The 25,971-nt window shown below is 68.7% G+C and carries 30 protein-coding genes and 1 pseudogene; 20 read left to right on the top strand and 11 right to left on the bottom strand.

Annotated elements, in window-relative coordinates:
* Nucleotides 1-289: 289 nt before the first annotated feature.
* Genes E0H73_RS26755 through E0H73_RS26740 form a run of 4 tightly spaced genes read right to left on the bottom strand, consistent with a single transcriptional unit; the run spans nt 290 to nt 3,718 of the window.
* Entirely contained in the window at nt 290-1,492 is a 1,203-nt protein-coding gene (locus E0H73_RS26755; RefSeq protein ID WP_131361256.1) for an ABC transporter permease, read from the bottom strand.
* The gene (locus tag E0H73_RS26750) at nt 1,489-2,154 is read right to left on the bottom strand and encodes an ABC transporter ATP-binding protein (protein WP_131361255.1); all 666 of its coding nucleotides are present in this window, start codon (nt 2,152-2,154) and stop codon (nt 1,489-1,491) included. The genes E0H73_RS26755 and E0H73_RS26750 overlap by 4 nt, the downstream gene beginning before the upstream one ends.
* Nucleotides 2,151-3,203, bottom strand: a complete 1,053-nt coding sequence (locus tag E0H73_RS26745; protein WP_131361253.1) for a peptidoglycan-binding protein — start codon at nt 3,201-3,203, stop codon at nt 2,151-2,153. Before E0H73_RS26745 ends, E0H73_RS26750 begins: the two co-directional genes overlap by 4 nt.
* Nucleotides 3,203-3,718, bottom strand: a complete 516-nt coding sequence (locus E0H73_RS26740) for a hypothetical protein (RefSeq protein ID WP_131361250.1) — start codon at nt 3,716-3,718, stop codon at nt 3,203-3,205. Before E0H73_RS26740 ends, E0H73_RS26745 begins: the two co-directional genes overlap by 1 nt.
* A gap of 117 nt (nt 3,719-3,835) precedes the next feature.
* On the opposite strand from E0H73_RS26740, the gene E0H73_RS26735 reads away from it, so the two are divergent.
* From E0H73_RS26735 to E0H73_RS26710, 6 genes are all read left to right on the top strand, one after another.
* Entirely contained in the window at nt 3,836-4,492 is a 657-nt protein-coding gene (locus E0H73_RS26735; RefSeq protein WP_131361248.1) for a response regulator transcription factor, read from the top strand.
* Between the two features lie 62 nt (nt 4,493-4,554).
* The gene (locus E0H73_RS26730; RefSeq protein WP_238164267.1) at nt 4,555-5,742 is read left to right on the top strand and encodes a sensor histidine kinase; all 1,188 of its coding nucleotides are present in this window, start codon (nt 4,555-4,557) and stop codon (nt 5,740-5,742) included.
* Nucleotides 5,743-6,720: an aldo/keto reductase gene (locus E0H73_RS26725; RefSeq protein ID WP_131361246.1), complete on the top strand. Its 978-nt coding sequence runs from the start codon at nt 5,743-5,745 to the stop codon at nt 6,718-6,720.
* A gap of 75 nt (nt 6,721-6,795) precedes the next feature.
* A complete protein-coding gene (locus tag E0H73_RS26720) occupies nt 6,796-7,140 on the top strand; it encodes a YciI family protein (RefSeq protein WP_131361244.1) in 345 nt (114 codons plus the stop codon).
* Between the two features lie 10 nt (nt 7,141-7,150).
* Nucleotides 7,151-8,359, top strand: a complete 1,209-nt coding sequence (locus E0H73_RS26715; RefSeq protein ID WP_202867578.1) for an RNA polymerase sigma factor — start codon at nt 7,151-7,153, stop codon at nt 8,357-8,359.
* Between the two features lie 31 nt (nt 8,360-8,390).
* Entirely contained in the window at nt 8,391-9,053 is a 663-nt protein-coding gene (locus E0H73_RS26710) for a cysteine hydrolase family protein (RefSeq protein WP_131361240.1), read from the top strand.
* Between the two features lie 13 nt (nt 9,054-9,066).
* Here E0H73_RS26710 and E0H73_RS26705 read toward each other — a convergent pair whose 3' ends face one another.
* Nucleotides 9,067-9,327 carry a hypothetical protein gene (locus E0H73_RS26705; RefSeq protein WP_131361238.1) on the bottom strand — a complete coding sequence of 87 codons (261 nt, stop codon included), beginning with the start codon at nt 9,325-9,327 and terminating at the stop codon, nt 9,067-9,069.
* Between the two features lie 186 nt (nt 9,328-9,513).
* On the opposite strand from E0H73_RS26705, the gene E0H73_RS26700 reads away from it, so the two are divergent.
* From E0H73_RS26700 to E0H73_RS26660, 9 genes and pseudogenes are all read left to right on the top strand, one after another.
* Nucleotides 9,514-10,191 carry a methylenetetrahydrofolate reductase gene (locus E0H73_RS26700; protein WP_238164266.1) on the top strand — a complete coding sequence of 226 codons (678 nt, stop codon included), beginning with the start codon at nt 9,514-9,516 and terminating at the stop codon, nt 10,189-10,191.
* A 28-nt stretch (nt 10,192-10,219) separates the two neighbouring features.
* Nucleotides 10,220-10,513 (top strand): hypothetical protein, encoded by a 294-nt coding sequence (locus E0H73_RS26695; RefSeq protein WP_131361234.1) that lies wholly within the window; start codon nt 10,220-10,222, stop codon nt 10,511-10,513.
* A gap of 3 nt (nt 10,514-10,516) precedes the next feature.
* Complete coding sequence (locus E0H73_RS26690; protein WP_131361232.1) at nt 10,517-10,906, top strand: hypothetical protein; 390 nt, start codon at nt 10,517-10,519, stop codon at nt 10,904-10,906.
* Nucleotides 10,907-11,142: 236 nt separating this feature from the next.
* A pseudogene (locus tag E0H73_RS47375) lies at nt 11,143-11,334 on the top strand (4Fe-4S binding protein); the annotation flags it as partial.
* 182 nt (nt 11,335-11,516) lie between these two features.
* A complete protein-coding gene (locus E0H73_RS26680; protein ID WP_131361230.1) occupies nt 11,517-12,017 on the top strand; it encodes an NADH-quinone oxidoreductase subunit J family protein in 501 nt (166 codons plus the stop codon).
* Between the two features lies 1 nt (nt 12,018).
* The gene (gene nuoK / locus E0H73_RS26675) at nt 12,019-12,366 is read left to right on the top strand and encodes an NADH-quinone oxidoreductase subunit NuoK (RefSeq protein ID WP_131361228.1); all 348 of its coding nucleotides are present in this window, start codon (nt 12,019-12,021) and stop codon (nt 12,364-12,366) included.
* Nucleotides 12,363-14,126 carry an NADH-quinone oxidoreductase subunit 5 family protein gene (locus tag E0H73_RS26670; protein ID WP_131361226.1) on the top strand — a complete coding sequence of 588 codons (1,764 nt, stop codon included), beginning with the start codon at nt 12,363-12,365 and terminating at the stop codon, nt 14,124-14,126. The genes nuoK and E0H73_RS26670 overlap by 4 nt, the downstream gene beginning before the upstream one ends.
* Nucleotides 14,123-15,652 carry a complex I subunit 4 family protein gene (locus E0H73_RS26665; protein ID WP_131361224.1) on the top strand — a complete coding sequence of 510 codons (1,530 nt, stop codon included), beginning with the start codon at nt 14,123-14,125 and terminating at the stop codon, nt 15,650-15,652. The genes E0H73_RS26670 and E0H73_RS26665 overlap by 4 nt, the downstream gene beginning before the upstream one ends.
* Nucleotides 15,649-17,100 carry an NADH-quinone oxidoreductase subunit N gene (locus tag E0H73_RS26660; protein WP_131361222.1) on the top strand — a complete coding sequence of 484 codons (1,452 nt, stop codon included), beginning with the start codon at nt 15,649-15,651 and terminating at the stop codon, nt 17,098-17,100. Before E0H73_RS26665 ends, E0H73_RS26660 begins: the two co-directional genes overlap by 4 nt.
* Nucleotides 17,101-17,166: 66 nt before the next feature.
* Here the strand turns inward: E0H73_RS26660 and E0H73_RS26655 are convergent, their stop codons facing one another.
* A complete protein-coding gene (locus tag E0H73_RS26655) occupies nt 17,167-18,018 on the bottom strand; it encodes an arylamine N-acetyltransferase family protein (RefSeq protein ID WP_165555824.1) in 852 nt (283 codons plus the stop codon).
* 17 nt (nt 18,019-18,035) lie between these two features.
* Here E0H73_RS26655 and E0H73_RS46020 point away from each other — a divergent pair, with 17 nt between their 5' ends.
* The 3 genes from E0H73_RS46020 to E0H73_RS26645 are packed head-to-tail and all read left to right on the top strand — an operon-like array spanning nt 18,036 to nt 19,606.
* Nucleotides 18,036-18,398, top strand: a complete 363-nt coding sequence (locus E0H73_RS46020) for a hypothetical protein (RefSeq protein ID WP_165555823.1) — start codon at nt 18,036-18,038, stop codon at nt 18,396-18,398.
* Nucleotides 18,344-18,562, top strand: coding sequence for a GNAT family N-acetyltransferase (locus E0H73_RS26650; protein WP_165555822.1), 219 nt, complete (start codon nt 18,344-18,346; stop codon nt 18,560-18,562). Before E0H73_RS46020 ends, E0H73_RS26650 begins: the two co-directional genes overlap by 55 nt.
* A gap of 27 nt (nt 18,563-18,589) precedes the next feature.
* Nucleotides 18,590-19,606, top strand: coding sequence for a lactonase family protein (locus E0H73_RS26645; protein ID WP_131361216.1), 1,017 nt, complete (start codon nt 18,590-18,592; stop codon nt 19,604-19,606).
* A 134-nt stretch (nt 19,607-19,740) separates the two neighbouring features.
* On the opposite strand, the gene E0H73_RS26640 is transcribed toward E0H73_RS26645, so the two are convergent.
* Together E0H73_RS26640 and E0H73_RS26635 are read right to left on the bottom strand one after the other, a co-directional pair.
* Complete coding sequence (locus E0H73_RS26640; protein ID WP_165555821.1) at nt 19,741-20,343, bottom strand: SecDF P1 head subdomain-containing protein; 603 nt, start codon at nt 20,341-20,343, stop codon at nt 19,741-19,743.
* A gap of 11 nt (nt 20,344-20,354) precedes the next feature.
* Nucleotides 20,355-21,515 carry an MFS transporter gene (locus E0H73_RS26635; protein WP_165555820.1) on the bottom strand — a complete coding sequence of 387 codons (1,161 nt, stop codon included), beginning with the start codon at nt 21,513-21,515 and terminating at the stop codon, nt 20,355-20,357.
* Between the two features lie 109 nt (nt 21,516-21,624).
* Between E0H73_RS26635 and E0H73_RS26630 the strand changes: the two genes are divergently transcribed.
* The gene (locus E0H73_RS26630) at nt 21,625-23,139 is read left to right on the top strand and encodes an HD domain-containing phosphohydrolase (protein ID WP_131361210.1); all 1,515 of its coding nucleotides are present in this window, start codon (nt 21,625-21,627) and stop codon (nt 23,137-23,139) included.
* On the opposite strand, the gene E0H73_RS26625 is transcribed toward E0H73_RS26630, so the two are convergent.
* On the bottom strand, nt 23,129-23,440 hold the full coding sequence (locus E0H73_RS26625) for a hypothetical protein (protein WP_131361208.1): 312 nt from the start codon (nt 23,438-23,440) through the stop codon (nt 23,129-23,131). The two genes, E0H73_RS26630 and E0H73_RS26625, sit on opposite strands and share 11 nt — an antisense overlap.
* Nucleotides 23,437-24,300 (bottom strand): phytanoyl-CoA dioxygenase family protein, encoded by an 864-nt coding sequence (locus E0H73_RS26620; RefSeq protein ID WP_202867569.1) that lies wholly within the window; start codon nt 24,298-24,300, stop codon nt 23,437-23,439. Before E0H73_RS26620 ends, E0H73_RS26625 begins: the two co-directional genes overlap by 4 nt.
* A gap of 101 nt (nt 24,301-24,401) precedes the next feature.
* Between E0H73_RS26620 and E0H73_RS26615 the strand changes: the two genes are divergently transcribed.
* Nucleotides 24,402-25,175 carry an AraC family transcriptional regulator gene (locus tag E0H73_RS26615; protein WP_131361206.1) on the top strand — a complete coding sequence of 258 codons (774 nt, stop codon included), beginning with the start codon at nt 24,402-24,404 and terminating at the stop codon, nt 25,173-25,175.
* Here E0H73_RS26615 and E0H73_RS46640 read toward each other — a convergent pair.
* Nucleotides 25,172-25,924, bottom strand: coding sequence for a helix-turn-helix transcriptional regulator (locus E0H73_RS46640; RefSeq protein ID WP_202867568.1), 753 nt, complete (start codon nt 25,922-25,924; stop codon nt 25,172-25,174). The two genes, E0H73_RS26615 and E0H73_RS46640, sit on opposite strands and share 4 nt — an antisense overlap.
* Nucleotides 25,925-25,971 lie beyond the last annotated feature (47 nt).

Raw genomic sequence — 25,971 nt, 5'->3', positions numbered from 1 at the left:
GAGCAGGCAGCCCCTACTCGGCAACCCACGAATCTGTGCGAGTGAGGCCCCGGCCCGCAACCACCCAGCAACCCCGAGCGGTCACTTCATACCGTCTAGTCCGTCGCGAGGGCCTCGGTGGGGAGAGCCGCGAGGTGCGGATCGGCAGGCCTCCGGACAGCTAGGGCGTCGCGAGGGCTCGGTGGGGAGAGCCGCGAGGTGCGGATCGGCGGGCCTCCGGACGGCTAGGGCGTCGCGAGGGCCTCGGTGGGGAGAGCCGGGAGGTGCGGATCGGCAGACCTCCGGGCAGCTAGGGCGTCGCGAGGGCTTCGGTGGGGGAGAGCCGGGAGGCGCGGATCGCGGGGTAGAGGCCGGCCAGGGCGCCGATGACCAGGGTGGCCGCGACACCGCCGACCAAGGCCCAGACGGGGATGACAGTCAGCCAGTTCTGGTACGACGCGTAGGCGGTGGTGACCGCTGATCCGAGTAACGCCCCGCCGACTCCGCCGAGTGCGGACAGGAGCAACGACTCGGTCAGGAACTGGGTCCGGATCTGACCCCGGGTGGCCCCGAGTGAGCGGCGCAGGCCGATCTCGGCCCGGCGTTCGAGCACCGAGATCACCATGATGTTCGCGACGCCGACGCCGCCGACCAGCAGCGCGACCGCGCCGAGGCCGAGGAGCAGCCCGGTGAACGCCTGGCCCGCGGCCTGTTTCGCGGCGAGCGCGTCGGAGGGCCGGGAGACCTCGACCTCATTCGGTGACTCCGGGTTGGCTGTTGCCCCGAGCACCGATCGGACCGCCTCCACCTGGGCGTCGTCCGAACGGGTGTAGATCGTGGTCGGGTGCCCGTCGAAAGACAGCGTGGTGTCCGCGGCCGGCCAGCCCATCAGAGCCGCACTGTCCAGCTCTGGAGCCAGCGCGGCCGGCTCGAGGATGCCGAGCACGGTGAACCATTTGTTCCCGATCAGCACCTGGGCGTCCGGGCCGGCGCGGGTGATGCCGAGCCGATCCGCGGCCGTCGAGCCGAGCACGGTGGCCGGGTACTTCCCGGTCGCCGCGTCGATCCACTTGCCACTGCGTACGGTCGCCCCGATCGTCTCGAGCAGATTGGTACGGGCGGCGTACGTGACGATGCCGTTCGTCTCGACGACCGGGATCTTGTTGCTGCGGTAGACGGAGGCGTCGTCGACCTTGCCGACCGCAGACTCCGCCCGGACCGGTGCGATCCGGCCGACCATCGCTTCGGCGGTGAGCGGCAGTTGCGCCTCCTCTCCGGTCAGCCGGACGCCGGGCGCGACGGTCAGCAGATTGGTGCCCAGGGCATCGAGTTGGCCGTCGAGCTCGGCCCGGGAGGACGACGAGATGCCAACCACAGCGACCATCGCGGCGATCCCGATCCCGATGCCCAGCGCGGACAGGAAGGCACGTAGTGGACGGGTCCGCAGCCCGACCGCGCCGACCCTGACCACATCCCGCGGCCACAACCTGGCAGGTTTCAGTACGTCGCTCATGCCAGTACCTCCTCGATGATGCGACCGTCGCGCATCCGGACCTGCCGGGGCAGCGACGCGGCGATGTCCCGGTCATGCGTGATGATCACGACCGTCGTACCGCCGGCATGGAGATCCCGCAGGAGCTGCATGACGCCGGCGCCCGACGCGGAGTCCAGCGCGCCGGTCGGCTCATCAGCCAGCAGTACGGCGGGTTCGCCGGCGACCGCTCGCGCCACGGCGACCCGTTGCCGCTCACCACCGGACAGCTCATGCGGCCGGTGATCCATCCGGTGCCCGAGACCAACCCGCTCCAACGCGGCCGCGGCTCGCTTGCGGCGTTGCGCCGGCCGCAGTCCGGAGTACAGGAGTCCGTCCGCGACGTTGTCGAGTGCCCGTACGCCGGACGCCAGGTGGAACTGCTGGAAGACGAAACCGATCCGGGTCGCGCGCAGCGCCGACAGCCCCGTGTCGGGGAGCCGGGCGACGTCGTACCGGTCGATCCGGACCGTGCCGGTGGTCGGTCGGTCCAGGGTGCCGAGCACGTTCAGCATGGTCGACTTGCCGGATCCGGACGGGCCGACGATCGCGACGAGCTCGCCGCGGTCGATCCGCAGGCTGACCCCGCCGAGCGCCGCGACGCCGCCCGCGTACACCTTGGTGACTTCGGTCAGCTCGATCACTTCGGGATCCCCACCACGGTGCCGGCCTTGATGCCCGTACCGCTGATCTCGACCTGGCCGCCGGCGAACAGGCCCGTTCTTACCGGCAGATAGTTCGACGACTTACCGTCGGTAACTTCCACTCCGAAGCCGCCTTCGCGGAGCGCGACCAGGGCGGACACCGGAACGGTCAGTACGTTCTTCCGTTCCGAGGCGGTGAAGATCACGTCGACGGCCGCGAGCGACCAGGCGACCACCGCCTTCTGGTTGTCGATGGCAACGATCACCTCGATCTTGGTCTCCGGATCCTTGTCCGCGCCGTCGGCCGGGATGATCACGGTCGACACCTTCTGCACCTTGCCCGGCACGGTCGCGCCGTCCGGCAAGGTGACGGACACCTTCGCGTCCGACTTCGCCAACCGCTGGTCCGATGCGTCCAGCTGGACCGTGACAGCCTTTGTCGTGCCGGTGTAGGTGAGCACGGTCTGGTTCGGGCCGATCGGCGCACCTTCCTGGGCCTGCACGCTGTCGACCCGGATCCGGCTGGGCGCGAACAGGACACTGCCCAGCTCGACCAGGCCGGTCTCATCCAGGCCGCGGTCTTCCTGCCAGTCCTCCACCGCCTCGGCGGTGGCGTCGGTGTACTCGTCGTCGACAGTGAAGCCCGTGTAGCCCATCGCACTGAGGTTCTGCTCGAGCTGCAGGACGTCCGGCCCCTCACTCCCGTCGGCGAGCTTTCTGTACGCCGGCAAAGCGCCGTACAGAAGTGTGGTGGGTTTGTTGTCGAGGCTGTAGACGGTCTGCCCGCGGCTGAGCTCCTGTCCGCTGTCAGGCAGTCCGGTGATGGTCCCCGCGGTCCGGTTGACCGCCGTGGACGTCGTACCGAAGCCCAACTCGCCGTCGGCGGTCTCGGTGTCCTTGAGAGTCTGCTGGGTGACCTTGGCCGTGTTGACCGGCAATGCGACGGTGGCGTGGTCCGCGGCCTGGCTGGTGTCGCCGCGGTTCACCAGGAACGCGCTCGCAGCGCCACCGGCGGCGAGAACGATCACAGCGGTCAGTGCTGGGCGCATCACTTGCCTGCCAGGATGCTCTGGCAGGTCTCCTGCGCCTTCTTGAAGTCGGGGTCGTCGCCGACGCCCGGGCCGATCATGACGCCGCGCTGACCGGGCTTGGGGTCCGGGAACTTCTCCACACCGTTCTTCCGCATGCACTCGGCGAACTTGCGTCCGTTCTCCTCCTGCTGCGGGTTCGGACCGCTCTCGCCCTGGGGGTTGTACTGCCGGCAGGCCTCCATGGCCGCGTCCACCTTCTCCCTGGTGACGCCGGAGTTCTTGTCGAACTTGAGCATCGGTCCCTTGCCGGGCTCCGGGTCGGGAACATCCAGCCCCTGCTCCCGCAGGCACTGGGTGAACTTGACCGCCATCTCGTCCCGGCTGAGGCTCGCCGGCGCGCTGCTCGGGGCTGTCGCCTGCGGCTGGCCGCCGGTGCCGGACGCGACCTGGACCTCCGGGTCGTCCGCACCGCAGCCGGTCAGCAGCAGTACGGCGGCCGCGAGCATCGCCGCGGCCAGAGTGGGCTTGCGCATCACGTCTCGTCTCCTTCGCTAGGTTTCAGGCCGTCAGCCTTCGCCCTGCGCCGTTTCCGGAGGGTTTCCGCAGTCGCTAACACGGGAGAAACACCGGCGTCGGGGATCATGGGATGTGTGCGGGTGCTGGTGGTCGAGGACGAACCGTTGCTGGCGGCAGCCATCGCGGAGTGGCTGCGCGACGACTCGCATGCCGTCGACGTGACCGGAGACGGCGGTGCCGCGCTCGAACGGTTGTCCGTGAACGAGTACGACGTACTGGTGCTGGACCGCGACATTCCCGTCGTCCACGGGGACGACGTGTGCCGGCAACTCGTGGAGTCCGGGTCGGCCACGCGGGTGCTGATGCTGACCGCCGCGGCCGCCGTCACAGATCGAGTGGAGGGGCTTGGATTGGGCGCGGACGACTATCTGACCAAGCCGTTCGCCTTCACTGAACTGGCAGCACGGGTGCTGGCGCTGGGGCGACGGAGCCGGCCGGCCGATCCGCCGGTACTGCGGCGCGCGGGAGCGACTCTGGACCCGGCCAGGCACGAGGTGTTCCGGGACGGCCGGTACGTGCCGCTGTCGAAGAAGGAGTTCGCCGTACTCGCGGAACTCCTCCGTGCGGACGGTGCGACCGTGTCCGCCGAACAACTGCTGGAGAAGGCATGGGACGAGCACGTGGATCCGTTCACCGGAGCGGTTCGGCTGACCATCCTCAAGCTGCGCCGGAAGCTGGGGGAGCCGGGACTGGTGGAGACCGTCACCGGCGTCGGCTACCGCATCCCCTGAGGCGACTGAGCCTGCGGGGACGCCTGACGCTGCTGTACGGCGGCCTGTTCCTGGTCGCCGGTGTGCTGCTGCTCGGGGTGACGTACGTGCTGTTCAGCCAGAACTTCGCCGGGCAGTACCGGGTGCTGATCCAGGGCACCTACCTCAGACCACCGGCTGCCACGTCCTCCGCCGTGCCGCCGCGGCCCGACCAACTGTTCGTGCTGAACAAGGAGGGCGACGTACTCACCGGCGCGGACGCCGAAAGCGTCATCAAGGCGCAGCGCGAGGAGGTCAGGCAGGCCGCGATCGAGTCGCTGCTCACCCAGGGCAGCATCGCCCTGGTCGTGGTCGGCGCGCTGGCCGCTGGTCTCGGCTGGCTGGTCGCTGGCCGAGTCCTGACGCCGCTGCACCGCGTCACCGACACCGCCCGCCGGATCGCCGCCGCACCCGCGGCCGGACACGGGCTGCACGAACGGATCGCGCTGCGCGGGCCGGACGACGAGGTGAAGGACCTGGCCGACGCCTTCGACACCATGGTCGAGCGGCTGGACCATTCGTTCGACGGGCAGCGGCGGTTCGTCGCCAACGCCTCCCACGAGTTGCGTACGCCGCTCACCGTCGGCCGCGCCCTGGTCGAGGTCGCGATGCACCGGCGTACGGCGTCCGCAGATGTGAAGGAACTCGGCGAGAGCCTGCTGACGATCAACGCGCGGCACGAGCAACTGATCGACGGGCTGCTGATCCTCGCCGACTCCGAGAAGCAGCTCACCACGGTCTACCCGGTCAACCTCGGCGACATCGTCACTCACGTGGCGGGCCAACTCTCCGCCGAAGCCGCGGCCGCGGGCGTCGAACTGATCCACGGCCCGGGCGACGCCCCGACCCGCGGCGACGCCCTCCTGCTCGAACGGCTCGTCCACAACCTGGTGGAGAACGGGATCCGGCACAACCTCCCTGCGCAGACCGAATCGGATGAGCGCTGGGTGCGCGTGGTGAGCAAGACCGTGGGCGACCAGGTGGAGCTCGTCGTGACCAACACCGGTCCGGACATCCCGCCGTACGAGGTGGAATCGCTCTTCAAACCCTTCTACCGCCTGGGCGCCGAACGCCTGGTCGCGGGCAAGGGCTCCGGCCTGGGTCTGTCCATCGTCCGCTCGGTCGCCGAGGCGCACGGCGGCACAGTCGTCGCGACGCCGCGCCCAACCGGCGGGCTGGAAATCCGCGTCTCCCTTGACATCGAGCGCGCTCTAGAAGGCAGTCTCAGGTAGATGATCTACCGAACCCTTGGCAATCGCCGGTCCGTCAGCGCCTTGTGCCTCGGCGCCATGAACTTCGGCAGCTCGACGGATCCCGACACTGCGATCGCGATCCTCGACCGGTTCGTCGAAGCCGGCGGGACGTTCATCGACACGTCCAACAACTACAACCAGTGGACCGGCCATGGTGGCGAGAGCGAGGAGCTGCTGGGCCGCTGGATGCATTCGCGCGGCAACCGCGACCAGCTCGTCATCGCCACGAAGTGCGGCGCCCGGACGACCGTGCCCGGCGACCCGGACGACAAGCACTGGGAAGGGCTCAGCGCGTCAGTCATCGACTCCGCAATCAAGGGCAGTCTCGAGCGGCTGGGCACCGACCGCATCGATCTGTACTACGCACACATCGACAACCGATCGACCCCGCTGGAGGACACCGTAGGCGCGTTCGGCCGACTCGCTGCCGACGGCGTTGTCGATCTGGTCGGCTGCAGCAACACCACCAGCTGGCGGCTGGACCGCGCGCGTCAACTGGCCGCGGGCCAAGGCGTGGAACCGTACTCGGTCATCCAGCAGCACTACACCTACCTCTGGCCCAGCCCGCTCGCGCAGACCGGAGTCGAACGCCTCGGCACTCCCCACTTCCCGCACGCAGGTGTGGAGCACTTCGACTACCTAGCCGAGCACCCAGACGTCACCCTGGTCGCTTATGCGTCCCTCCTGGCCGGCTCGTACGCCCACCTCGACCGCCCCTTCCCTGCGCAGCGCGGTTACGCCCATCCGACGGCGTACGCACGCTTCGAGGTACTTCGCCAGGTAGCCAACGAACTCGGCGCCACCCCCAACCAGGTAGTCCTGGCCTGGATGCTCCACCACAACTCACCGGTCATCCCCCTCTTCGGAGCCTCCTCGCTGACCCAACTGGACGAAGCCCTCGATGCGGTGAACCTCAACCTGGACGCCGATGTGATGGACCGTCTCAACAACGCCTGACGTGAGTGTCGTTGCCTGTCGATCCGGGCTGAGCCTGTTCGTGTAGGGGTGACAGCAACTTTCGAGGAGGCCGAGATGAACCAGTACCTGCTCAGCATCTATCAGCCCGATGGGCCGCCGCCGGCGCCGGAGGTTCTGGAGCCGATCCTGCGGGAGCTGGGTGAGTTGAACGAGGAGATGCAGGCGGCTGGGGTTTGGGTGTTTGCGGCGGGGTTGCATCCGCCGGACACTGCGACTGTGCTGAAGGTGTCCGGTGACGACGTACTCGTGACGGATGGGCCGTTCACCGAGGGGAAAGAGCACCTGGGCGGGTTCACCGTGATTGAGGTCGAGGATCTGGATGCGGCGCTGGGGTGGGCGCGGCGGTTGGCTCGGGTGTTGAGTCCGTTGTCGATCGAGGTGCGGCCCTTTGCAGGCTGACGCTGACGCTGTGCAGGTGCCTGCGACTCCTCAGCGGATTGCGGGTGTGTTCCGGGCTGAGCATGGGCGGGCGGTTGCGGTGCTCGCCCGGGTGTTCGGGGATCTGGGGATCGCGGAGGACGCCGTACAGGATGCGTTTGCGGCGGCGCTCGAGAAGTGGGCCGAGAGCGGCGTACCGCCTGGTCCGGCGGGGTGGATCATCACGACGGCGCGGAACCGGGCGATCGATCGGCTGCGGCGCGAGTCGGTGCGCGAGGACAAGCATGCGCAGGCGGCGTTGCTGCATGCGCAGGACGAACCGGTGGAGGAGGGCGTTGTGCACGACGACCGCCTCCGGCTGATCTTCACCTGCTGCCACCCGGCGCTCGCGCTGAACGTGCGGGTCGCGTTGACGCTGCGGATGCTCGGCGGGCTCACCACGGCCGAGATCGCCCATGCGTTCCTGGTGCCGGAGTCGACGATGGCGCAGCGGCTGGTCCGCGCGAAGGCGAAGATCCGCGCGGCCGGCATCCCGTACCGCGTCCCGTACGAGGCCGACCTGCCCGAGCGCGTCCGCGGCGTACTCGCCGTCGTCTACCTGATCTTCAACGAGGGGTACGCCGCTTCGTCCGGCGAGACTCTCGTCCGCGACGAACTGTCCGCGGAGGCGATCCGGCTCGGCCGCGTGCTGGTCGACCTGATGCCTGACGAACCCGAGGCCGTTGGTCTGCTCGCGCTGATGCTCCTCCAGCAATCCCGCCGCGCGGCGCGGGTGGGGCCGGACGGCTCCATGGTTCTGCTGGCCGACCAGGATCGTGAACGCTGGGACCGCGAACTGATCGCCGAGGGCCAGGAGCTCGTGCGCCGCTGCCTGCGCCGCAACCAGCCTGGTCCGTATCAACTGCAGGCCGCCATCAACGCCGTCCACTCCGATGCCGCTACTGCGGCCGACACGGACTGGTCGCAGATCCTCCAGCTCTACAACCATCTGCTCACGCTGACCCCGACCCCGATCGTCGCCCTCAACCGCGCTGTAGCCGTCGCCGAGGTCGAAGGGCCGGCCGCTGCACTGGCCCTCATCGACGACCTCGACCTGAGCTCGTATTACCTCTTCCACGCGATCCGAGCGGACGTTCTCACTCGCCTCAACCGCTCCGACGAAGCCCGCTTGGCCTACGAGGCTGCCCTCGAGCTCACGTCCAACGAAGCCGAGCAGGCGTTCCTCCGCTCCCGCCTCTGACTTGTCGGTGCTGCGTGGCAAGGTTCCGCGCATGACTGAGCCGCCTGCACTACACGACTGGCACATCGAGCCCCGGGAGTATGCGCGACAGGAGAGTCGTCGCGGTCGGCGGCATGCGTACGAGCGTCTGGAACCGTCGCGGACCGCGTTGGTCGTCGTCGACATGGTGCCGTTCTTCGTCAGCGTTGGCGGCTATCAGCAGGGCATCGTGCCGAACATCGCTCGGCTCGCCGACGTACTACGGTCTGCCGGCGGGACTGTCGCCTGGGTCGTGCCGGGATTCAGCGAGCCGACTGCGGTGACGGTCGAGTTCCTGGGAGCTGAGGTGGCCAAGCTGTTCAGCGAGTCCGGTGGGAGCGGTCCGGTGCGTGAACGGGTCTGGCACGAGTTCGAGATCCATGACGCGGATCTGCTCGTGGAGAAGACCGCGACGAGTGCGTTCTTCCCTGAACGCTGCGACCTGCACGGGCTGCTTTCCGAGCGCGGCATCGACACGGTCCTGATCACCGGCACCGTCGCCAACGTGTGCTGTGAGTCCTCAGCCCGCGACGCGAGCACCCTCGACTACCGGGTCATCATGGTCGCCGACGCGAATGCGGCCCGCCGTGACCAGGACCTCAACGCCACTCTCCACACCATCTACCGAACCTTCGGTGACGTCCGCCCGACGTCAGAACTCCTCGCACTTCTCTGAAATGCGGTGAGCTCTAGCGGAGGCGGTACTTACGCTTCTCGCGTTGGTGGTGGGTGTCGCGACGTCGACTGGCCGGCCGGGTGATCCGGATCGCGAGCGCGCCGAGCGCTCCCACGATCGCACCGAACACGGCCGCAACAGGACTCATGAAGATCGCAGAATCAGTCCACTCTTCATGGCCCGGCCCAGTCGCAAACCAAGAGAACGCCACATTGGCGAACACCATCACCAAAGCACCAACCACCGCGCCGGCCAGTACCTGAGAGCGCCCCATCTCCTGAGCGTAAGTACCCCACCGAGTTCCGGAAACCGGAGCTGGCGCGCCGCGAACGAACCTGGATACATCCGGCCGACCGCGGGGACTTAGTAGGGTTTGGGGGTGCCGGGATTTGAGGTGGTTTGTGAGGTGGAGCCGCCGACGCGGCCGGATTTGAAGCGGGTTCGGCATCAGATCGGGGTGATGAGTCCGATCGCGGACGCGTTTCTGATCCCGGACAATCACATCGGGCGGGCGACCGTGTCGAGTGTGGCGGTGGCGAACGAGGTGCAGGCGATGGGGTCGCGCGGGATCGCCTGCCTGAACTCGCGCGACCGGAACCTCCTCGGTTTCCGGCGGGATCTGCTGACCGCGGCGGCGTACGGCGTGGAGCAGTTCCTGTTCGTGCACGGGGACGACCCGGCCGAGGGCGCGCGGACCAGTCAGTTGACGGTTCGGACGATGATCGAGCAGGCGCGCGAGACGTCGTACCCGGGCTGCAACCAGTTCCAGGTCGGGGCGGCGACGCGGCTGCGGGCGGTGCCGCGGTGGAAGGCCGAGGCGGACTTCCTGTACGTCCAGGTCAGCTACGACCTCGACGAACTCCTCCGCTGGCGAGACAGCGTCAGCCTCGACATCCCCGTGTACGCCGGGGTGATGGTGCTGGCGAGCGCCAAGATGGCCCACAATCTGGCCGCACTCCCACAACTCACCATTCCCGAAACGCTGATCGACGCGGTCGAGCGGGACCAGGACGCCGGTGTCGATCACGCCTGCGAACTGATCCTGAGCATCCGCGACTCCGGCGCCTTCGACGGCGTACACCTCATCCCCGTCAGCCGCTACCGCCAGGTCGCAGCCCGCCTCGAACGCGAACTCTGACCACCCCGATGTGTGTATAGTTAGGCGCATGCCCCGCATGCAGATCTACCTCCCCGACGACCTCTACGCGGAGGTGAAAGCCCGGAAGCTTCCGGCGTCGGAGCTGCTCCAGCGAGCGATCCGCGCCGAGATCCGCCGGGAGGATCAGATCTATGCCGCGGGCGAGTTCCTCGAGGAGATGATCGGCGAGTACGGCGAACCGTCACCGGAGGCGACCGCCGAGGCCGAGGCCCTCGCGGCCCGGGTGAAGGCACACCTGCATCCGCCGGTGCAAGAGAACGAGGCCGCACAGCCGAGCGACCGCGCTCCGAAGGCGAGTTGAGGCATGCCCGGCTTGATCCTGGACAGTGGCGCGGTCAGCTACTTCGCGGACGCCTCGGCGGATTACGCCAGAGCGGTGATGGCGGTCTTCGGCAGCGAGGACCTGTGGCCACCTCGGGTCCCGTCAGTGGTTCTGGTGGAGTGCCTGACCGGCCATCCACAGAAGGATGCGCGGACGCACATGTTCCTGAAGGGGTGTGACGTCACGACGATTCTCAGCGAGTCCGCGGCTCGCCGGGCGGCGAGGCTGCGCACCCTGGCGGGCCGCGGCTCCGCGGTCGAAGCTGCCCTGGTCGCGCTTGCGGAGCCCCGCGGGCTGATCATCACGAGCGACAAGCAGGACCTGACGGCGCTGGCCGCGAATGCGATGGGTGTCACGATCGAGGTCGTCTGACCGCCGCGTCGGCACCGGGACGGCGCGGAACCGACTAGTGTCCTGCTAGCAAGGGCGGTATTGACGGAGGAGGAGGCGTGGGTGTTCTTGGCAAGGGGTTGATCGAGGGGCTGAAGGTCACCGCGAAGACGCTGGCCCGCCGGTCCGTCACCGAGCAGTACCCGGATGTCCAGCCGGAGCTGCCGCCGCGCAGTCGCGGGGTGATCGCGCTGCTGGAGGAGAACTGCACCTCCTGCATGCTGTGTGCCCGCGAGTGCCCGAGCTGGTGCATCTACATCGACTCGCACACCGAGACCGCGCCGTCGGTCGGTGAGCAGGCCCGGGAGCGCAGCCGGAACGTGCTGGACCGGTTCGCGATCGACTTCAGCCTGTGCATGTACTGCGGGATCTGCATCGAGGCCTGCCCGTTCGACGCGCTGTTCTGGTCGCCGGAGTTCGAGTACGCCGAGACCGACATCCGCAACCTGACCCACGAGAAGGAGCGGCTCCGGGACTGGATGTGGACGGTCCCCGCGCCGCAGCCCATCGACCCCGGCCCGACCGTCACCGAGGCAGCGAACAACGAAGCAGGGACCATCGAAGCAGGGAGTTCCGAAGCAGGGAGCCAGGAGTGACCACTGCTCTCTTCGCCGTCGCCGGCGCGGTGGCGGTCGTTGCGGCTGTCCTCGTGGTGACCTCCCGCCGGATCGTGCACGCCGCCCTCTGGCTGGTCGTCGCCCTCGGCGCGGTCGCCGGCTGCTTCGGTGCCCTGCATGCCGAGTTCGTCGCCCTGGTCCAGATCCTCGTGTACGTCGGAGCGATCGTCGTACTCGTGCTGTTCGCCCTGATGCTGACCCGCGCGCCGACGAATCCGCTGCCCAACCTGACCACCGGCCGCAGCCCGTTCGCCGCGGTGGTCGCCGGCGTACTGGCCGTGCTGCTCGGCACCGGTGTTGTAATTGCCTTTGGCAACGAGAAGATCGACCCGGTGCCGGCCGGATCCGCCACCGATGTGGGCACGGCGATCTTCAAAACCTGGGTGCTGCCGTTCGAGGTGCTGTCGGTGCTGTTGCTGGCGGCCCTGATCGGTGCCATCGCCCTGTCCCAGCGCAAGAAGGCGAAGGAGGACTGACGTGCCGCTGATCCTCCCGCTGCTGCTCGCCGTCGTCCTGTTCTGCATCGGGGTGTACGGCGTGCTGGCCCGGCGCAACGCGATCACCCTGCTGATGTCGTTCGAACTGACGCTCAACGCGGTGAACCTGAACCTCATCGCGTTCGATGCCTGGCGCATCGACGGACTGGCCACCGGCCAGACGCTGGCGGTCTTCGTGATCACGCTGGCCGCGGCCGAGATCGGCCTCGGGCTCGCGATCGTGCTGCTGCTGTTCCGCGGCCACGGCCACGTCGACGCCGACGCGGCCCGAGACCTGGCCGAACAGGACACCCAGCCGGAGTTGCAGGAGAAGGGCACGGCGACGTGATCGCTACCGCCTGGCGGGTGGCCGGTGTCAGCTTCTCCCTGCTCGTCATCCTGGCCGCCGCCCTCCTGTACGGCGTCTCGCCGGACCAAGTCGCGTTCCTCAACTCGTCCGTCGGCGACCTCACCATCGGCTTCGCCGTTCGCACTGACGACCTGACCGTGCTGATGCTCGCGGTCGTCGGCGTGATCGCGACCTGCGTCCAGGTCTATTCGCTCGGCTACCTGCACCAGCGCCCGGCGTCGTACCACGCGCTCGTGACGCTGTTCACCGCGGCGATGGTGACCGTGGTGATCTCGGACAGCCTGTTCTTCCTGCTGATCGGGTGGGAGGTGATGGGCGCCTGCTCGTACCTGCTGATCGGTCACTACTGGGAGCGTCGCGACGCTCGCTCCGGCGCGGTCAAGGCGTTCCTGATGACCCGGCTCGGCGACGTCGGGTTCCTGTTCGGCATCTTCGTCCTCGGCCTCGGAGCCGGCACCTTCCGGATCTCCGAGCTCGACCCGGCGTCGATGTCGCCCGGCGTACTGACCACCGGGACCCTGCTGCTCCTGGTCGGAGTGGTCGGCAAGTCGGCCCAGGTCCCGTTGCAGACCTGGCTTCCGGACGCGATGCCCGGCCCGAGCCCGGTCAGCGCGCTGATCCACGCGGCCACGATGGTTGCCGCCGGCGTCTTCCTGATCGCCCGCCTGTACGACGTGTTCGCGGCCTCCGAGACCACGATGGCCGTGCTGGCTGTGGTGGCCTGCGTGACGATGCTGTTCGCCGCGCTGTGCGCGATGGCCGCGGTCGAGGTGAAGCGGGTGCTCGCCTGGTCGACCGTGAGCCAACTGGCGATCATGTTCTCGGCTCTGTCACTGGGTACGGCGGACGGCCGGCACGCAGCGTTGTTCCACCTGGTCACGCACGCGGCGTTCAAGGGGTTGCTCTTCCTCTGCGCCGGGGTGCTGCTGCATCAGGTCGGCAGCGCGGCGTTCGTTGTGCTGCGGCGCTACACCCGGCGCGGCCGGCTGCGGAAGGCGCTGCGGGTCACGTTCGTGACGATGGCGATCGGTCTCGCGTCGTTGGCCGGTGTGCCGGGGTTCGCGGGGTTCTTCTCCAAGGACACGGTGATCGAGGCGGCCTGGCATCACGCGCGGGACGGTTCGGTCGTTGGATGGATCGTGCTGGTATCGGTGTGTGTGACTGCGGCGTTCACCGCGTTCTACTGCATGCGGATGTGGCTGTGGGTGTTCTTCCGGACGCCGGCCCTCGCCGGGGCGCTCGGTGCCTTCGAGGACGAGAACGCGACGGCCGATCTCGACGAGCCCGACACCTCCAAGCTGCGCGACGCCCCGTGGGTGATGCTCGCGCCGTTGGTGCTGCTCGCGTTCGCCTCGATCGCGCTCGGGTACGTCGACGGCGTCCACCTGGACTGGGTCATCGCCTCGGTGTCGACCGTCCTCGTGCTGCTGGGCGCGTTGCCGGCGTATTCGTTGTGGTCGCGCGGCGCGGATCCGCGGCCGGTCGTGCTCGAGCGTGAGTTCGGCGTCGACACGGCGTACCACGAGATGTTCGTCGTGCCGGTGCGGTGGCTGGCGAAGCTGACGGTCGCGGGGGATCGGGACGTGATCGGGGGCTACGTGCGCGGAGCTGGACGTGCGGGGACGTTGGCGTCGCAAGGGTTCCGGAAGCTGCAGACCGGGAACGTGCAGACCTATCTGACCGCGGCTGTCATCGGTGTGGTCGCGCTGGCGGTGCTCGCCGGGGTGATCAGCTCATGAGCGCGATCCTGCTGGGGATCCTGGCCCTGCCCATACTCGCCGCGCTCGCGTTGTGGGCGATCCCGGCTTCGATCGGTGACCGGCTCGCGGCGATGTACGGCTCGGTGATCTCGGGGCTCGTGCTGATCGGGTCGCTGCTGCTCTGGCCGCGTAGCGGCGGGTGGTTCGCCTACGTCCCTTCGCAGGACCAGATGCTGCGTAAGAGCGGCCGGCCGCTGGAGGCCGTGACGGATGTGCCGTGGATACCGGCGCTCGGCGTACGGTTCCACGTCGCGGTGGACTCGATCTCGATGCCGCTGATCGTGCTGACCGCGCTGCTGACCTTCGTGTGCTGCCTGTACTCGTTGAAGATCACGCCGCGGATCGGCCGGACCCGGTCGCTGATCGCGCTGCTGCTGGTGATCGAGGCCGGCGTGATCGGCGCCTTCTCGGCGATGGACCTGGTGCTGTTCTTCGTCTGCTTCGAGATCGTGCTCATCCCGATGTGGCTGGTCATCGACATCTGGGGTGACGACCACGACCCGGTCGGACGGAAGCGCGCCGCGAACACGTTCGTGCTGATGACGGTGCTCGGGTCGGCGCTGATGCTGCTCGGGTTCCTGCTGGTGTACCGGCAGGCGGGGACGTTCGACCTCGTCCGGTTGACCAACTCCCCGGTGCTCGGCGGACACGGTGTCCCATTGGCCGCGGCCGTCCTGATCGCGGTTGGCCTGGCGGTCAAAGTCCCGTTGTGGCCGCTGCACATCTGGCTCCCGGACGCGCACGCGAAGGCGCCGACGGTCGGGTCGGTCCTGCTGGCGGGCGTGCTGCTGAAGCTGGGGACGTACGGCCTGATCCGGATTCTGGTCCCGGTGCTGCCGGACGCGACCGCGACGATTGCGCCGTACCTGGCCGGCTTCGCGACCGTGGCGATCATCGCCGGGTCGCTGGCGTGCCTGGCGCAGACCGACGTGAAGCGGCTGATCGCGTACTCGAGCGTCGGGCACATGGGGTTCATCGTGCTCGGCATCTCCACGCTCTCGCAGGCCGGTCTGCACGGCGCGCTGTTCGCGAACATCGCGCACGGGATCATCACCGGTCTGCTGTTCTTCCTGGCCGGTGCGATCAAGGACCGGCACGACACCAGCGATCTGCGGACGATCGGGCGGGCGCTGTACGCGCGGTTGCCGCGGATCGGTGGGTTGCTGACGTTCGCCTGCCTGGCGTCGCTGGGGTTGCCCGGGCTGGCCGGGTTCTGGGGCGAGATGCTGGTCCTGCTCGGCGCCTACCGCCCGGCCGACTCGTTGCCTCGCACAACCTACTTGGTCTTCATGGTGATCGCGGGCCTGGGCACCGTGCTGACCGCGGCGTACTTCCTGCGGCTGGTGCGGAACTTGTGCCAGGGTGACCCGGCCGAGAATCCGGCGTCGGCGTTCGCGGTCGACCTGAGCCGGATCGAGCTGATCACCTGGGCGCCGCTGATCACGCTGACCGTGCTGCTCGGGGTCTGGCCCGGGCTCCTTCTGCACCAGTGGGGGACCCTGTGACCCTGACCTGGACCGATTGGCAGGCCATCGCCGTACCGCTCGTGCTCGCGGTCGGAGCGGTCGCCGTGCTGCTGATCGACAGCTTCTGGCGCAGCGCATCGGGGCAACTGCGGCACACGGTGGTCACACTGCTGACGGTGGCCGTGATCCTGTTCGGGCTTGTGTTCGTCTGGGCGCAGCGGGACGACTTCAAGCCTGCGTTCTGCCGTCCTGCGGTGGAAGGGCCGGCCGAGTGCAGCCTGGTGTTCGAGCCGTTGACCGCCGGGTTGTGGGCGGTGTTGCTGATCGGCGCACTCGGCGTCGTCGGACTGTCGGCGTACCGGCTGTTGTCGGCGGACATCCCGGTTGGTGAGTACCACTTCCTGCTGCTCAGTGCGCTGGTCGGCGCGACCGTGCTCGCCGGTGCGCGCGACCTCGCCACGGTGGTCATCGCGCTCGAGGTCGTGTCGCTACCGAGCTTCGCGATGGTCGCCCTGCGCCGGGATCGACGTGGATCCGAGGGTGCGCTGAAGGCGTTCCTGGTGTCGGTGCTCTCGACCGCCGTGATGCTGTTCGGCATCTCCTACCTGTACGGCGTGACCGGTTCGCTGTACCTGTCCACCATCGCGAACCGGTTGTCCGGCCTCGATCCGGAGTTGCGCCGGGTCGCGTTCGCGGCCGGGCTGTTCGTGATCGTCGGGTTCGGGTTCAAGATCGCGGCCGTGCCGTTCCACGGCTGGTTGCCCGACACGTACGTCGGTGCGCCGATTGAGGTGACCGCCTTCCTCGCAGTGGTGTCGAAGTCGGCCGGCGTCGCGGGACTGCTCGTGCTGGTGACGTCCGGGGTTGCGCCGAGCGGCTCGGAGTTGCGGACCGTGGTTGCGATCCTGGCTGCGTTGACGATGACGGTCGGCAACCTGGCCGCGCTGCGTCAGCAGGAAGCGGTGCGGCTGCTCGCGTGGTCGTCGATCGGTCAGGTCGGTTTCCTGCTCGCGCCGCTTGCGGTCGGCGACGCCCAGGCGGTCGTCGGGTATCTGGCGGCGTACGTGGTCGTCACGGTCGGGGCGTTCGGAGCTGTCGCGGTCGTCCAGCGGCACCGTCCGGGCGGGCTGCTGACCGACTACCGCGGCATGGTGCGCTCGGAGCCGGGGCTGGCCGGCGCGTTGATCTTCTTCCTGGTCGTTCTGGCCGGTCTGCCGCCGGGTCTCGCCGGTCTGTTCACGAAGTTCGCCGCGTTCCAGGCGGTTATCGACGCGCACCTCGGCTGGCTCGCGATCGTGATGGCGATCAACGTGATGATCGGTCTGGCCGTGTACCTCCGCTGGGTCGCCGAACTCTTCCGCCTCCCGGCCGAGGATCCCTTCTCGGTCGACATCGAGTCCCCGGCCGTCGCCATGATCGCCCTCTGCGCCGCCACCGCCGCCGTCCTCTCGATCCTCCCCAGCACCCTCTTCTCCCTGGCCATCTGACCCCTCCCTGCCAGGCGCGGTCCGGGCATCAGTGCGCCGCCGACGGTGACACCGCCATCGTGATCCTCACGACCCGCTGGTTTTCGCCAGGAAGTCCTCGTACTGCGACCAGACCCGGCGCCAGAGTTGGTCGCGGTCGGCCTGGGTGTAGTGGGGGAGCGGGAGGAAGAACACGTCCGCCAGTACGGCGAAGTAGTCGGTCTGGTTCTCGATGACGGTGGTGTCGATCCGGTCGGCGTACGTTTCGGACAGGCCGACAGAGCGCAGTACGACGACTGACGACGGCTTCCGGCGGAACGCGGAGGCCAACCGGCGGAAGGCAGAGTCCGGGTTGGTCGACAGGTTCGCGTGCTGGGCGGCGAAGGCGTCCAGGCCGACCGCGGCGGACTCGAAGTCCATGCCGATCAGGTTGGCCCGCGGGTCGTGGTCCAGCCGCCAGCCATCGACCTTCTCGGACCGACGCAAGCGCAGTTGGAACGGCTCTTGATACGCACTGCCCTCCTCCAGCGGCAGCGGGTGCACCAGCGCCTCACCGAGACCGGCATCGGCAATCCAGACCCGATCCGGATCCTCGACCAGCCCGCTCACCGTGAGCACCATGTGGCTGGCGTCGACGTCGCCCGCGCGGGTCGGGGTCTCCGCGCCACCACGGTGCATCTGCACGCGGTAGCCGAGCTCGGTGAGCAGGAGGGCCAAGGTCCCGTTCAGCTGGAAGCAGTACCCACCGGTCTCCCGCGCGATGATCCGCTTCGCCGACTCCTCAGGCTCCAGCGGTCCACCCGGGGCCAGCTGGAACTGCACGGATTCGTACGGCACCTGGCTGACGAACGCCTCGTGCAGCTCGGACAAACCTTCCAGCCGCGGCGGTCCGTCGTACTCGCTGAGGCCGATTCGCTGGAGGAACGCCTGGGTGTCCATCCGCATAGGCTAGCCACGTGATCGAAGTACTCGCCCCGGCCGAAGCCGTTCAAGCCGCACCCGAGCTGGCCGAGGTTTTCGTCTCCGCCTTCGGCGCCCCGGGGTACGACGAGGACCGGGCCGACGCCGAGCGGTTTGCGACCGAGCAGCTTCCGGTGCACGCCGAACGGGACGACTTCAAACTCGTTGCCGCCCGTTCGGACGGCAGGATCGTCGGGTTCGCGTACGGGTTCACCGGGCAGCGCGGGCAGTGGTGGCCGGACCGGGTCGCGGCGGCGGTGCCGGCGGAGCTGCCGACGAGTGGATCGGTGGTCACTTCGAGGTCGTGGAGCTCGCCGTCGCGGTCGAGGCGCAGCGCCAAGGGCTCGGGACCGCCTTGATGAACGCGCTGATGACCGATCTCCCGCATCGGAACGCGCTCCTCTCGACGTACGTCGACGATCGCCCGGCGCCGAGGCTCTACCAGCGGATGGGCTGGCAGGTTCTCGTCCCCGATCTGGGCTGGGGGTCGGCGCTCTACGGATTGGACCGGACGATGCCGTAGCCACCGGGACCTGGCAGGGTAGGGGGCATGACTTCTGAGCGGATCTATGTCGGGAGCTACACCAGTCAGCCGGGCGGTGGGGACGGCATCGGGTTCGGGCCGCTGGAGGCGATCGCGCTCGCGGTGACGACCGCGGATCCGTCGTTCCTGGTCAGGTCCGCCGACGGCCGGTTCCTCTATGCGACCAGTGAAGGCGCCGAGGGCCGGGTCAGCGCGTTCGCGATCCAGCCCGACGGTGGGCTCGAGTTGCTCAACGCGCAGCCGACCGAGGGCAAGGACCCCTGCCACCTGGAGATCGACCCGTCGGGGCGCTACCTGCTGACCGCCAACTACACCTCGGGCTCGCTCGCGATCCACCCGATCGGTGCCGATGGCTCACTCGGTACGGCGACCCAGTTCCTCCAGCGCGAGGGCACCGGGCCGAACCAGGAGCGCCAGGAGGGCCCGCATGCCCACCAGGTGGTGTTCGATCCGTCCGGGACGTACACCTTCGACGTCGACCTCGGCTCGGACACCGTCTACACGTCCACGCTGACCGCGGACGGGCAGTTGGAGGAGGTCGATCGGCTCCGCATCCACCCGGGCGCCGGTCCGCGGCACATGGTCTTCCACCCGCGCGCCGGGGCGGCGTACGTGATCAACGAGCTCGACTCGACGCTGACCGTCTGCAGCTACGCCGGCGGCAAGTTGCAGATCGTGCAGACCGCGTCGACGCGGCCGGCCGACTCACCGGGGGAGAACTTCCCGGCTGAGCTGCTGATCTCGGCCGACGGGCGGTTCCTGTACGGCTCGAACCGCGGCGACAACACGATCGCGGTGTTCGCGATCGCTGGTGATGGGTTGTCGGTCGAACTGGTGCAGACGATCGGGTCCGGCGGGGACTGGCCGCGACACCTTGCCTTCAGCAACGACGGGAGCCGGTTGTACGCCGCGAACGAGCAGTCGGACACGATCGCGACGTTCGCGATCGACGGCGACGGCAGACTGACCGCCGACGGCACCGCAATCACCTGGCCGAAGCCAGTCTGCATCCTCCCGTTCTGACGCACTGCGGCCGCCGTCGGCCGTTGGCCGGGTAGCAGGTGGCCGCTAGCCGGGTGGCACGGTGGCCGGATGGTGGGGTCGCCCGGTGGGCGGATGGTGGGGTGGCCCGGTGGGCGGAGAGCGGGGTGGCCGGGTCAGCCGGTGATGTCGGCGGCTAGTTTCTCGGCGTCCTGCTGGGTGAAGTTGCCGGCGATCTGGACCTTGCCGGCGGTGATCGGCGCGCTGACGACCGGCGCGCTCACCACCTTGTCGCCGACCACGATCGCGAGCTGGTTGCGCGGCGGTTCGCCCGCAGCCAGCTTCGTCGTGAGCGCACTGAACAGCTTCGCGCCCTCCGTATCCAGGGTCAGCTGGACGATCCAGTTCGGTCCGGGCTGCCCCTGGGCGGCCTCCACTTCCGACACCCGGCTGCCATCGAGCTCGACCTTGCCGAGCGTGTAGCGAGTCCCGTCCGCACCACACCGGATGTCCTCCGCCTGCGGACCACTCGACTGCCCGTTGCACGCTTGCGGCTCAGCGGACAGCACCGGACGGAACTGCACCGAATCCGCCGCAGCCGGCTTGCTCCCAGCGGCGGCCGTCGGCCTGTCATCACGTCCGCGCAGGATCAGCACCGTCGCCGTCGCCAGCACCGCGACCAGCACCAGACCCAGAACAATCACCAGCACCACCGGCCCCCGACTCCGCTTCGGTGGTACGCCGTACTGCGGCCCCAGGTAGGGAGTCTGCTGCGCCATGACACGCGATGCTACGGCCTCCGAGGCGCACGCAGGGTGGCCAACGCAAGGCCCGCGCCAGCGAGAAGTGCCGCGGCGAGGAAGCCCGTGCCGCGCCCGGAAGCGGCGGCGACCAGCCCGAAGCTCGCCGGACCAAGCCCAGCGGCCAGGTCGATGCTCATGCTGACGGTCCCCATCATCGCGCCGTGTTCGGCCGCCGGTGCTCGTTGCAGCGCCAGCATCATGATCGCCGGTGTGCCGAGGGCAACACCGACGCCCAAGAGCACAGTGCCTCCAACCAACCCTGGCACCGTCCGCCACCCACCCATGACCAGCAGCCCGATTGTGGCGCAGAGCAACGAGATCCGGACGCTCCGGCCGGCCCCCAACCGGTCGGGGATGCGAGCACCCACACTCCGGATCAATACGACGATCCCGGCGAACCCACCGAGCAGGAATCCGGCACTCGGCAGACCGAGGTCGAGCGCGTAGAGCGGCACGAAGGCGAGGAAACCCGCCATGCCCCACACCAACGCGAGCAGCAGGAGCGCAGGTACGACGGCTGCCCGCGGGATGAGCCCGACAGCCTCGGCGCTTGTCTCAACGGACGGCGCGCGAGTCTCGCCGACACACAGGGCGAGCAGTACGCCGATACCGGCCGAGCCCGCCGCGACCATCCAGACCGTGGTGAAGCCCGCCGTGTTGACGAGCACCTCACCGATCGGTGGGCCGACCGCGAGCCCGGCGTACAGGGAGAGGGAGAACAAGCTGATCGCCTCGCCGCGACGTTCTGGCGGCGCCAGGTCACTCATCGCCGTGATGGCGCCGACGAAGAAGAACGCGTCGCCGACGCCGGTGAGCAGCCGGAGCGCTGCGAGTGCGCCGATCGAGTCGGTTACGCCGTACGCGGCGACCGAGCCGGCGAAGATGATGCCGCCGCCGACCATCGCGATCGACCGGCCGCGCCGATCCACCAGTCGTCCGGCCCACGGACGCAGTACCAGCGCGGACAGGCTGAACGCCGCGACCACCAGCCCGACCGCGATGTTACCGCTGGTAAGTTCGCCGGCCACGTACCGAGGCACGGCCGGCACGAGCATCCCCTCGGCAAGGAAGTAGGCCAACCCGGCCGCACCGAGGACGACGAACTGCGGTGTGACGAGTCGAGGGACGGCGGAAGTCGCTGTACTCATGGCATCTCCTCCAGTCAGGCCCACAATGGCCATGCGGGCTCGCGCGGAGCATCGGTAGTTCTGCCCATCTCCGCGCGGAATGCTCCGAGGGGACCGGGGGAGGTGCGCCATGGCGGAGGACGATCTGCGACTCGCCGAGCTCCTCTGCGCGCTGTCGGTCACTCTCGACCTCGCGATGGCGGAGGCTCCGGAGAAGTCCATCCGCAGTTGCCTGGTCGCCACCCGGCTTGCGGACAGGCTCGGCGTCGACGACCAGCGCACGGTCTACTACGCGACACTGCTGCGCCACCTCGGCTGCACTGCCACAACACACGAGGAGGCACACCGGATGGGCCCGCGGGCGGGCGAACTCCGTCCGCTCGCCGAGCGCACCGATGTGGCCAACCGCCGCGAGTCACTCAGAGTCCTTCGGCAGATCGGCCAGGGCGCGGGCATCCGCCGCCTCCAGTACGTCGCCCGCACCCTCAGCGCCGGCGAGGACGACATTCTGCGGGCGATCTGCGAGGTCGGCAGCATGCTCGCCGACCGCCTGGGTCTCGGCCCGTCCGTGACCGAAGCGCTCTACCAAAACCTGGAGCGCTGGGACGGCACAGGTACGCCGAAGGGACTGGCCGCTACCGAGATCCACATCGCCACCCGGATCGCGGAGGTGGCGACCCAGGCCGTCATCTTCCACAGTCTGGGCGAGCCGGTCCAGGCAACGCTCACTCGGCGCCAAGGCACCTGGCTCGACCCGGAGGTGGTTGCCGCGTACGACGACTCCCTGCTGGCCGACCTCGCCGAAATCGACGTGTGGCAAGAGACTCTGGACACCGAGCCACGCCCCTGGTCACTGATCCGCCCGGACCAGCTCGACGACGTGGCCCGGACCTTCGCGTACTTCGTCGACCTCAAGTCGCCGTACCTGTTCGGTCACTCGACCGGAGTGGCCACGCTTGCTGACGAGGCCGCGCGGCTGATGCATCTGGATGACGCCGACCGGGCAACCCTGCGACGGGCAGCGCTCCTGCACGACCTCGGGCGCGTGGCCGTGCCGACAAGCGTCTGGGAACGCCCTGGTGAGTTGCGCCGTGCCGACTGGGAGCAGGTGCGCCTGCACCCGTACCGGTCCGAGCGGATCCTGGCGCGGTCCGCAGTACTCGAGCCGGTCGCCGCACTGGCCGCTCTCCACCACGAGAGGATCGACGGCACCGGCTATCCACGCCAGGTCAAGGGCGGCGAGCTGTCCACTGCGGCCCGGATCCTCGCTGCGGCCGATTGCTATCAGGCACTGACCCAGGAGCGGCCGCACCGGGCCGCGCACTCACCGGAGAGGGCTGCGGAGATCGTCCTGGCCGAGGCTGCGGCCGGCAGGCTGGATGCCGACTGCGTGAAGGCTGTGCTCGGAGCGGCCGGGCACCAGGTGCCCGGCCGCATGAGCCGTCCGGCCGGCCTCACCGAGCGGGAGGTCGACGTACTGCGTCTGCTCGCACGTGGCTCGTCCAATGCGGAGATCGCGCGCGAGCTGGTGGTGTCACGCCGTACCGCTGAGCATCACGTCCAGCACATCTACGGCAAGCTCGGCGTGTCCACCCGAGCCGGTGCCGCGCTGTTCGCGATGCAGCACGGCTTGTTCACACCGTGACGAGCTTCTCGAAGAAGAACTCGTGCTTGAGGAACGAGACGTCGTACTCGTGTCCCGGGAACGGCGGCAGGAGCTGGGCGGCCTGGAAGAGGCGCCAGCCGTCCTTCAGGGCATCCAGACCGGTCGCGTACGGCGGGACGTCGCTGTCACCCGTGGTCGGGTGGGTCGCACCGGTCCCGTCGTACGTCGACCAGCCGACGACTCGGGCGTCCAGCGCGGAGGACGCCAGGTAGAGGACCAGGACCTGCTGGCGGACCGTCTGCTGACCGGTCTCGGCGGGGGCAGCACTGGTGGCGGTCATGCCATCTCCTTCTTGGTGGCGTGCGGGTTCATGCTGCGCTGGGCGACCACCCGTTGCGGGCGGTTCGACACCCGGGTGACCCAGAACTCCGGGTCGAAGGTGTCGTCGCCGGTGAGCGCCTGCCACAGCTTGATCCGGTTGTACTTCTCCAGCCGGCCGGTGGCGTTCTCGTACCAGGGGAACGACTGGTCCAGCTCGCGTGCGACCTCCGGGTCGTACAGGTCCTCGAGGTTCCAGAGCCGGACCTGGCGGACGGTCGGGTTGAACCGGATCTTGAACATGTACCGGTCGATGGCGCTGTCGTTCTTGCGGCCGCCGTGCCAGATGCCGTGGTGCAGGAGCTGCACGGTGCCGGCCGGGCAGACCAGCCGGGTCTGGCCGAGCAGGTTCTGGTAGCGGCCGGTGTCGGACTCGTTGGTGCGGCGCAGGTGGCTGCCGGGCACGCTGAGCGTGCCGCCCATCTCGAGCGTCACGTCCTGCGGGTAATACATCAGCTGTACGTCGAACGCGTCCGGGCGGACGTCGATGATCGCGTCACCGTGCAGGTTCTGCGCCTCGCCCTCGTTCGCCTTGCGGATGTGGACGGCGTGGTGGTCGACGGTCGGCTCCGGTCCGACCAGGCTGTGGATCGCACCGGCGACCTCCGGCAGCTGCACCAGCCGCTGGACGAACTCGCTGTCCACGAACGCCTCCGACAGCGGAGTGCCGTACGGGACGCCGGGGATGCCGGCCTTCAGGACCTCGAGCGCCTGCTGGTTCATCTCGTCGGGAACGACGGCGTCCATCCGGAACGACCCGGTGGCCACGAAATGCGCCATCTGAACCGAGGTGAGCAGGTTCTTCTGATGCGGGTGGGGCATGAGACTCCCTCTCGGGGGTAGTGGTAACTACTCCACCAGGTTAGATTCTTTCCACGTTGCAACGCGTTGGTTGTGTTCACCAATGGTGGTAATTTCTCACCATGATCGAACTGCACCTGGCCGAGCCGCCGGAGGTGGTGAACGTCGGGGTGGGCATCCACGGGGTGCGCAGCCTGCGAGATGTGTTCCGGCTGCCGGACCTGTGGCAGTTGCATCTGTACTCGTACTCCGCCGACCTGACCGTCGCGGGTACGACGTACTCCGTGGCGGCCGGGTACGTCTCGCTGACGCCGGCCGGGTCGCAAGTGCAGTTCGACTATCGGGGACGGTCCGAGCACCTGTATGCCCACTTCCGGCCGGTCGTGGCGGGCGAGCCGTCGTACCTCCCCGTCGTACAGGACGCGGGCGCGGCCGCGCCGATGCTGTCGGACCTGCTGCGCCGGGCCGTCGAGGCGTCGCCGTCAGGATCGTCGCGTACGACGGCCGAGGTGTGGACCGCGTTGTGGCGCATCGTCGATCTGACCGCCGCGACCACCGAGGGCGACTCTCGCCACCCGGCGGTCGCCACCGCCATCGCCTACATCGAGGCCAACCTCGCCCAACCGCTCACCGTCCCCACGCTGGCCCGCCTCGCCGGCGTCTCGCACAACCACCTGACCCGGCTGTTCCAGGCCGAGACCGGGCAATCCGTCATCGCCTACATCCGCGGCCGCCGGATGGGCCGCGCCCGCCATCTCCTGGTCTCCTCGACCCTGTCGATCCCGGCCGTCGCCGCCTCGGTCGGCATCCCCGATCTCCAGGCCTTCAACAAGACGTGCCGCCGCGAACTCGGCAGCTCTCCGCGGGCCGTGCGTACGGCGGGGCCGACCGGCTAGGCGGAGTGGGTGGCGGGAAAGGCCGTCGCGACCCCCGCGGTCCGGCTGGTCACGCCGAGCCGTTCGTAGATGTTCTCCAGATGCTTGCGAACGGTGCCCTCGGCAACAAATAGCCGGTGCGCGATCTGGGTGTTGCTGTGCCCGTCGGCGACCAGGCGGAGCAGTTGCAACTGCCGGCTGGTCAGGTCCGGTACGCCGGCCCGACGGCGTTCGTGGGCGCGGCCGATCTCGACGATGTGAGGCCGGAGCATCGTGAGCAACAGCCGTTCGCGTTCGGTGAAGTCGCGGCCGGAGGCGCGGAACAGCAGCAGGCGACGGTCCTCCGCACCGCGGACGGGCAACGGGACGGTCATCTCATGGCGGATGCCACAGAGGCGGAACCACTCGCCGACGATCGAGTTCGCCAGTTTGCGCCCGGGCAGGTAGTCCGACACCTTCCAGACGGTGTCGTAGTCGCCGGTGCGCTGCGGCCGGCTGCACGCCTCGCCCTCCCAGTACGACCGCCAGAACAGCTCCTCCCAGTCGCCGTCGAGCTCGACGGTCTCGCCGGTCACCTCCTCGAGCCCGACGATCTCGCGTTCCAGCGGGCGGCTGCGCTGGAACGTGATGTCCTCGGCCGGGATCAGGTCGGCCAGTGCGCGCAGCAGACCGCGCGGGAAGTACTCCTCGGGGTCGGCCTCCCGACCTCGTTCGACGACGTCCAGCAGTTGGCGCAGGTCTCGTTCGGTGACGGTCAGCTGGCTCCCCATGACGTGCCCCTCCCCTCCCGTCAGGCTAGGCCTGGTCCGGCGGTTTG

The organism is Kribbella pittospori, assembly GCF_004331465.1.
GTDB lineage: Bacteria > Actinomycetota > Actinomycetes > Propionibacteriales > Kribbellaceae > Kribbella > Kribbella pittospori.
The sequence above is the reverse complement of the archived record's forward strand: the minus strand, read 5'-3'. Positions and strand labels throughout refer to the sequence as shown.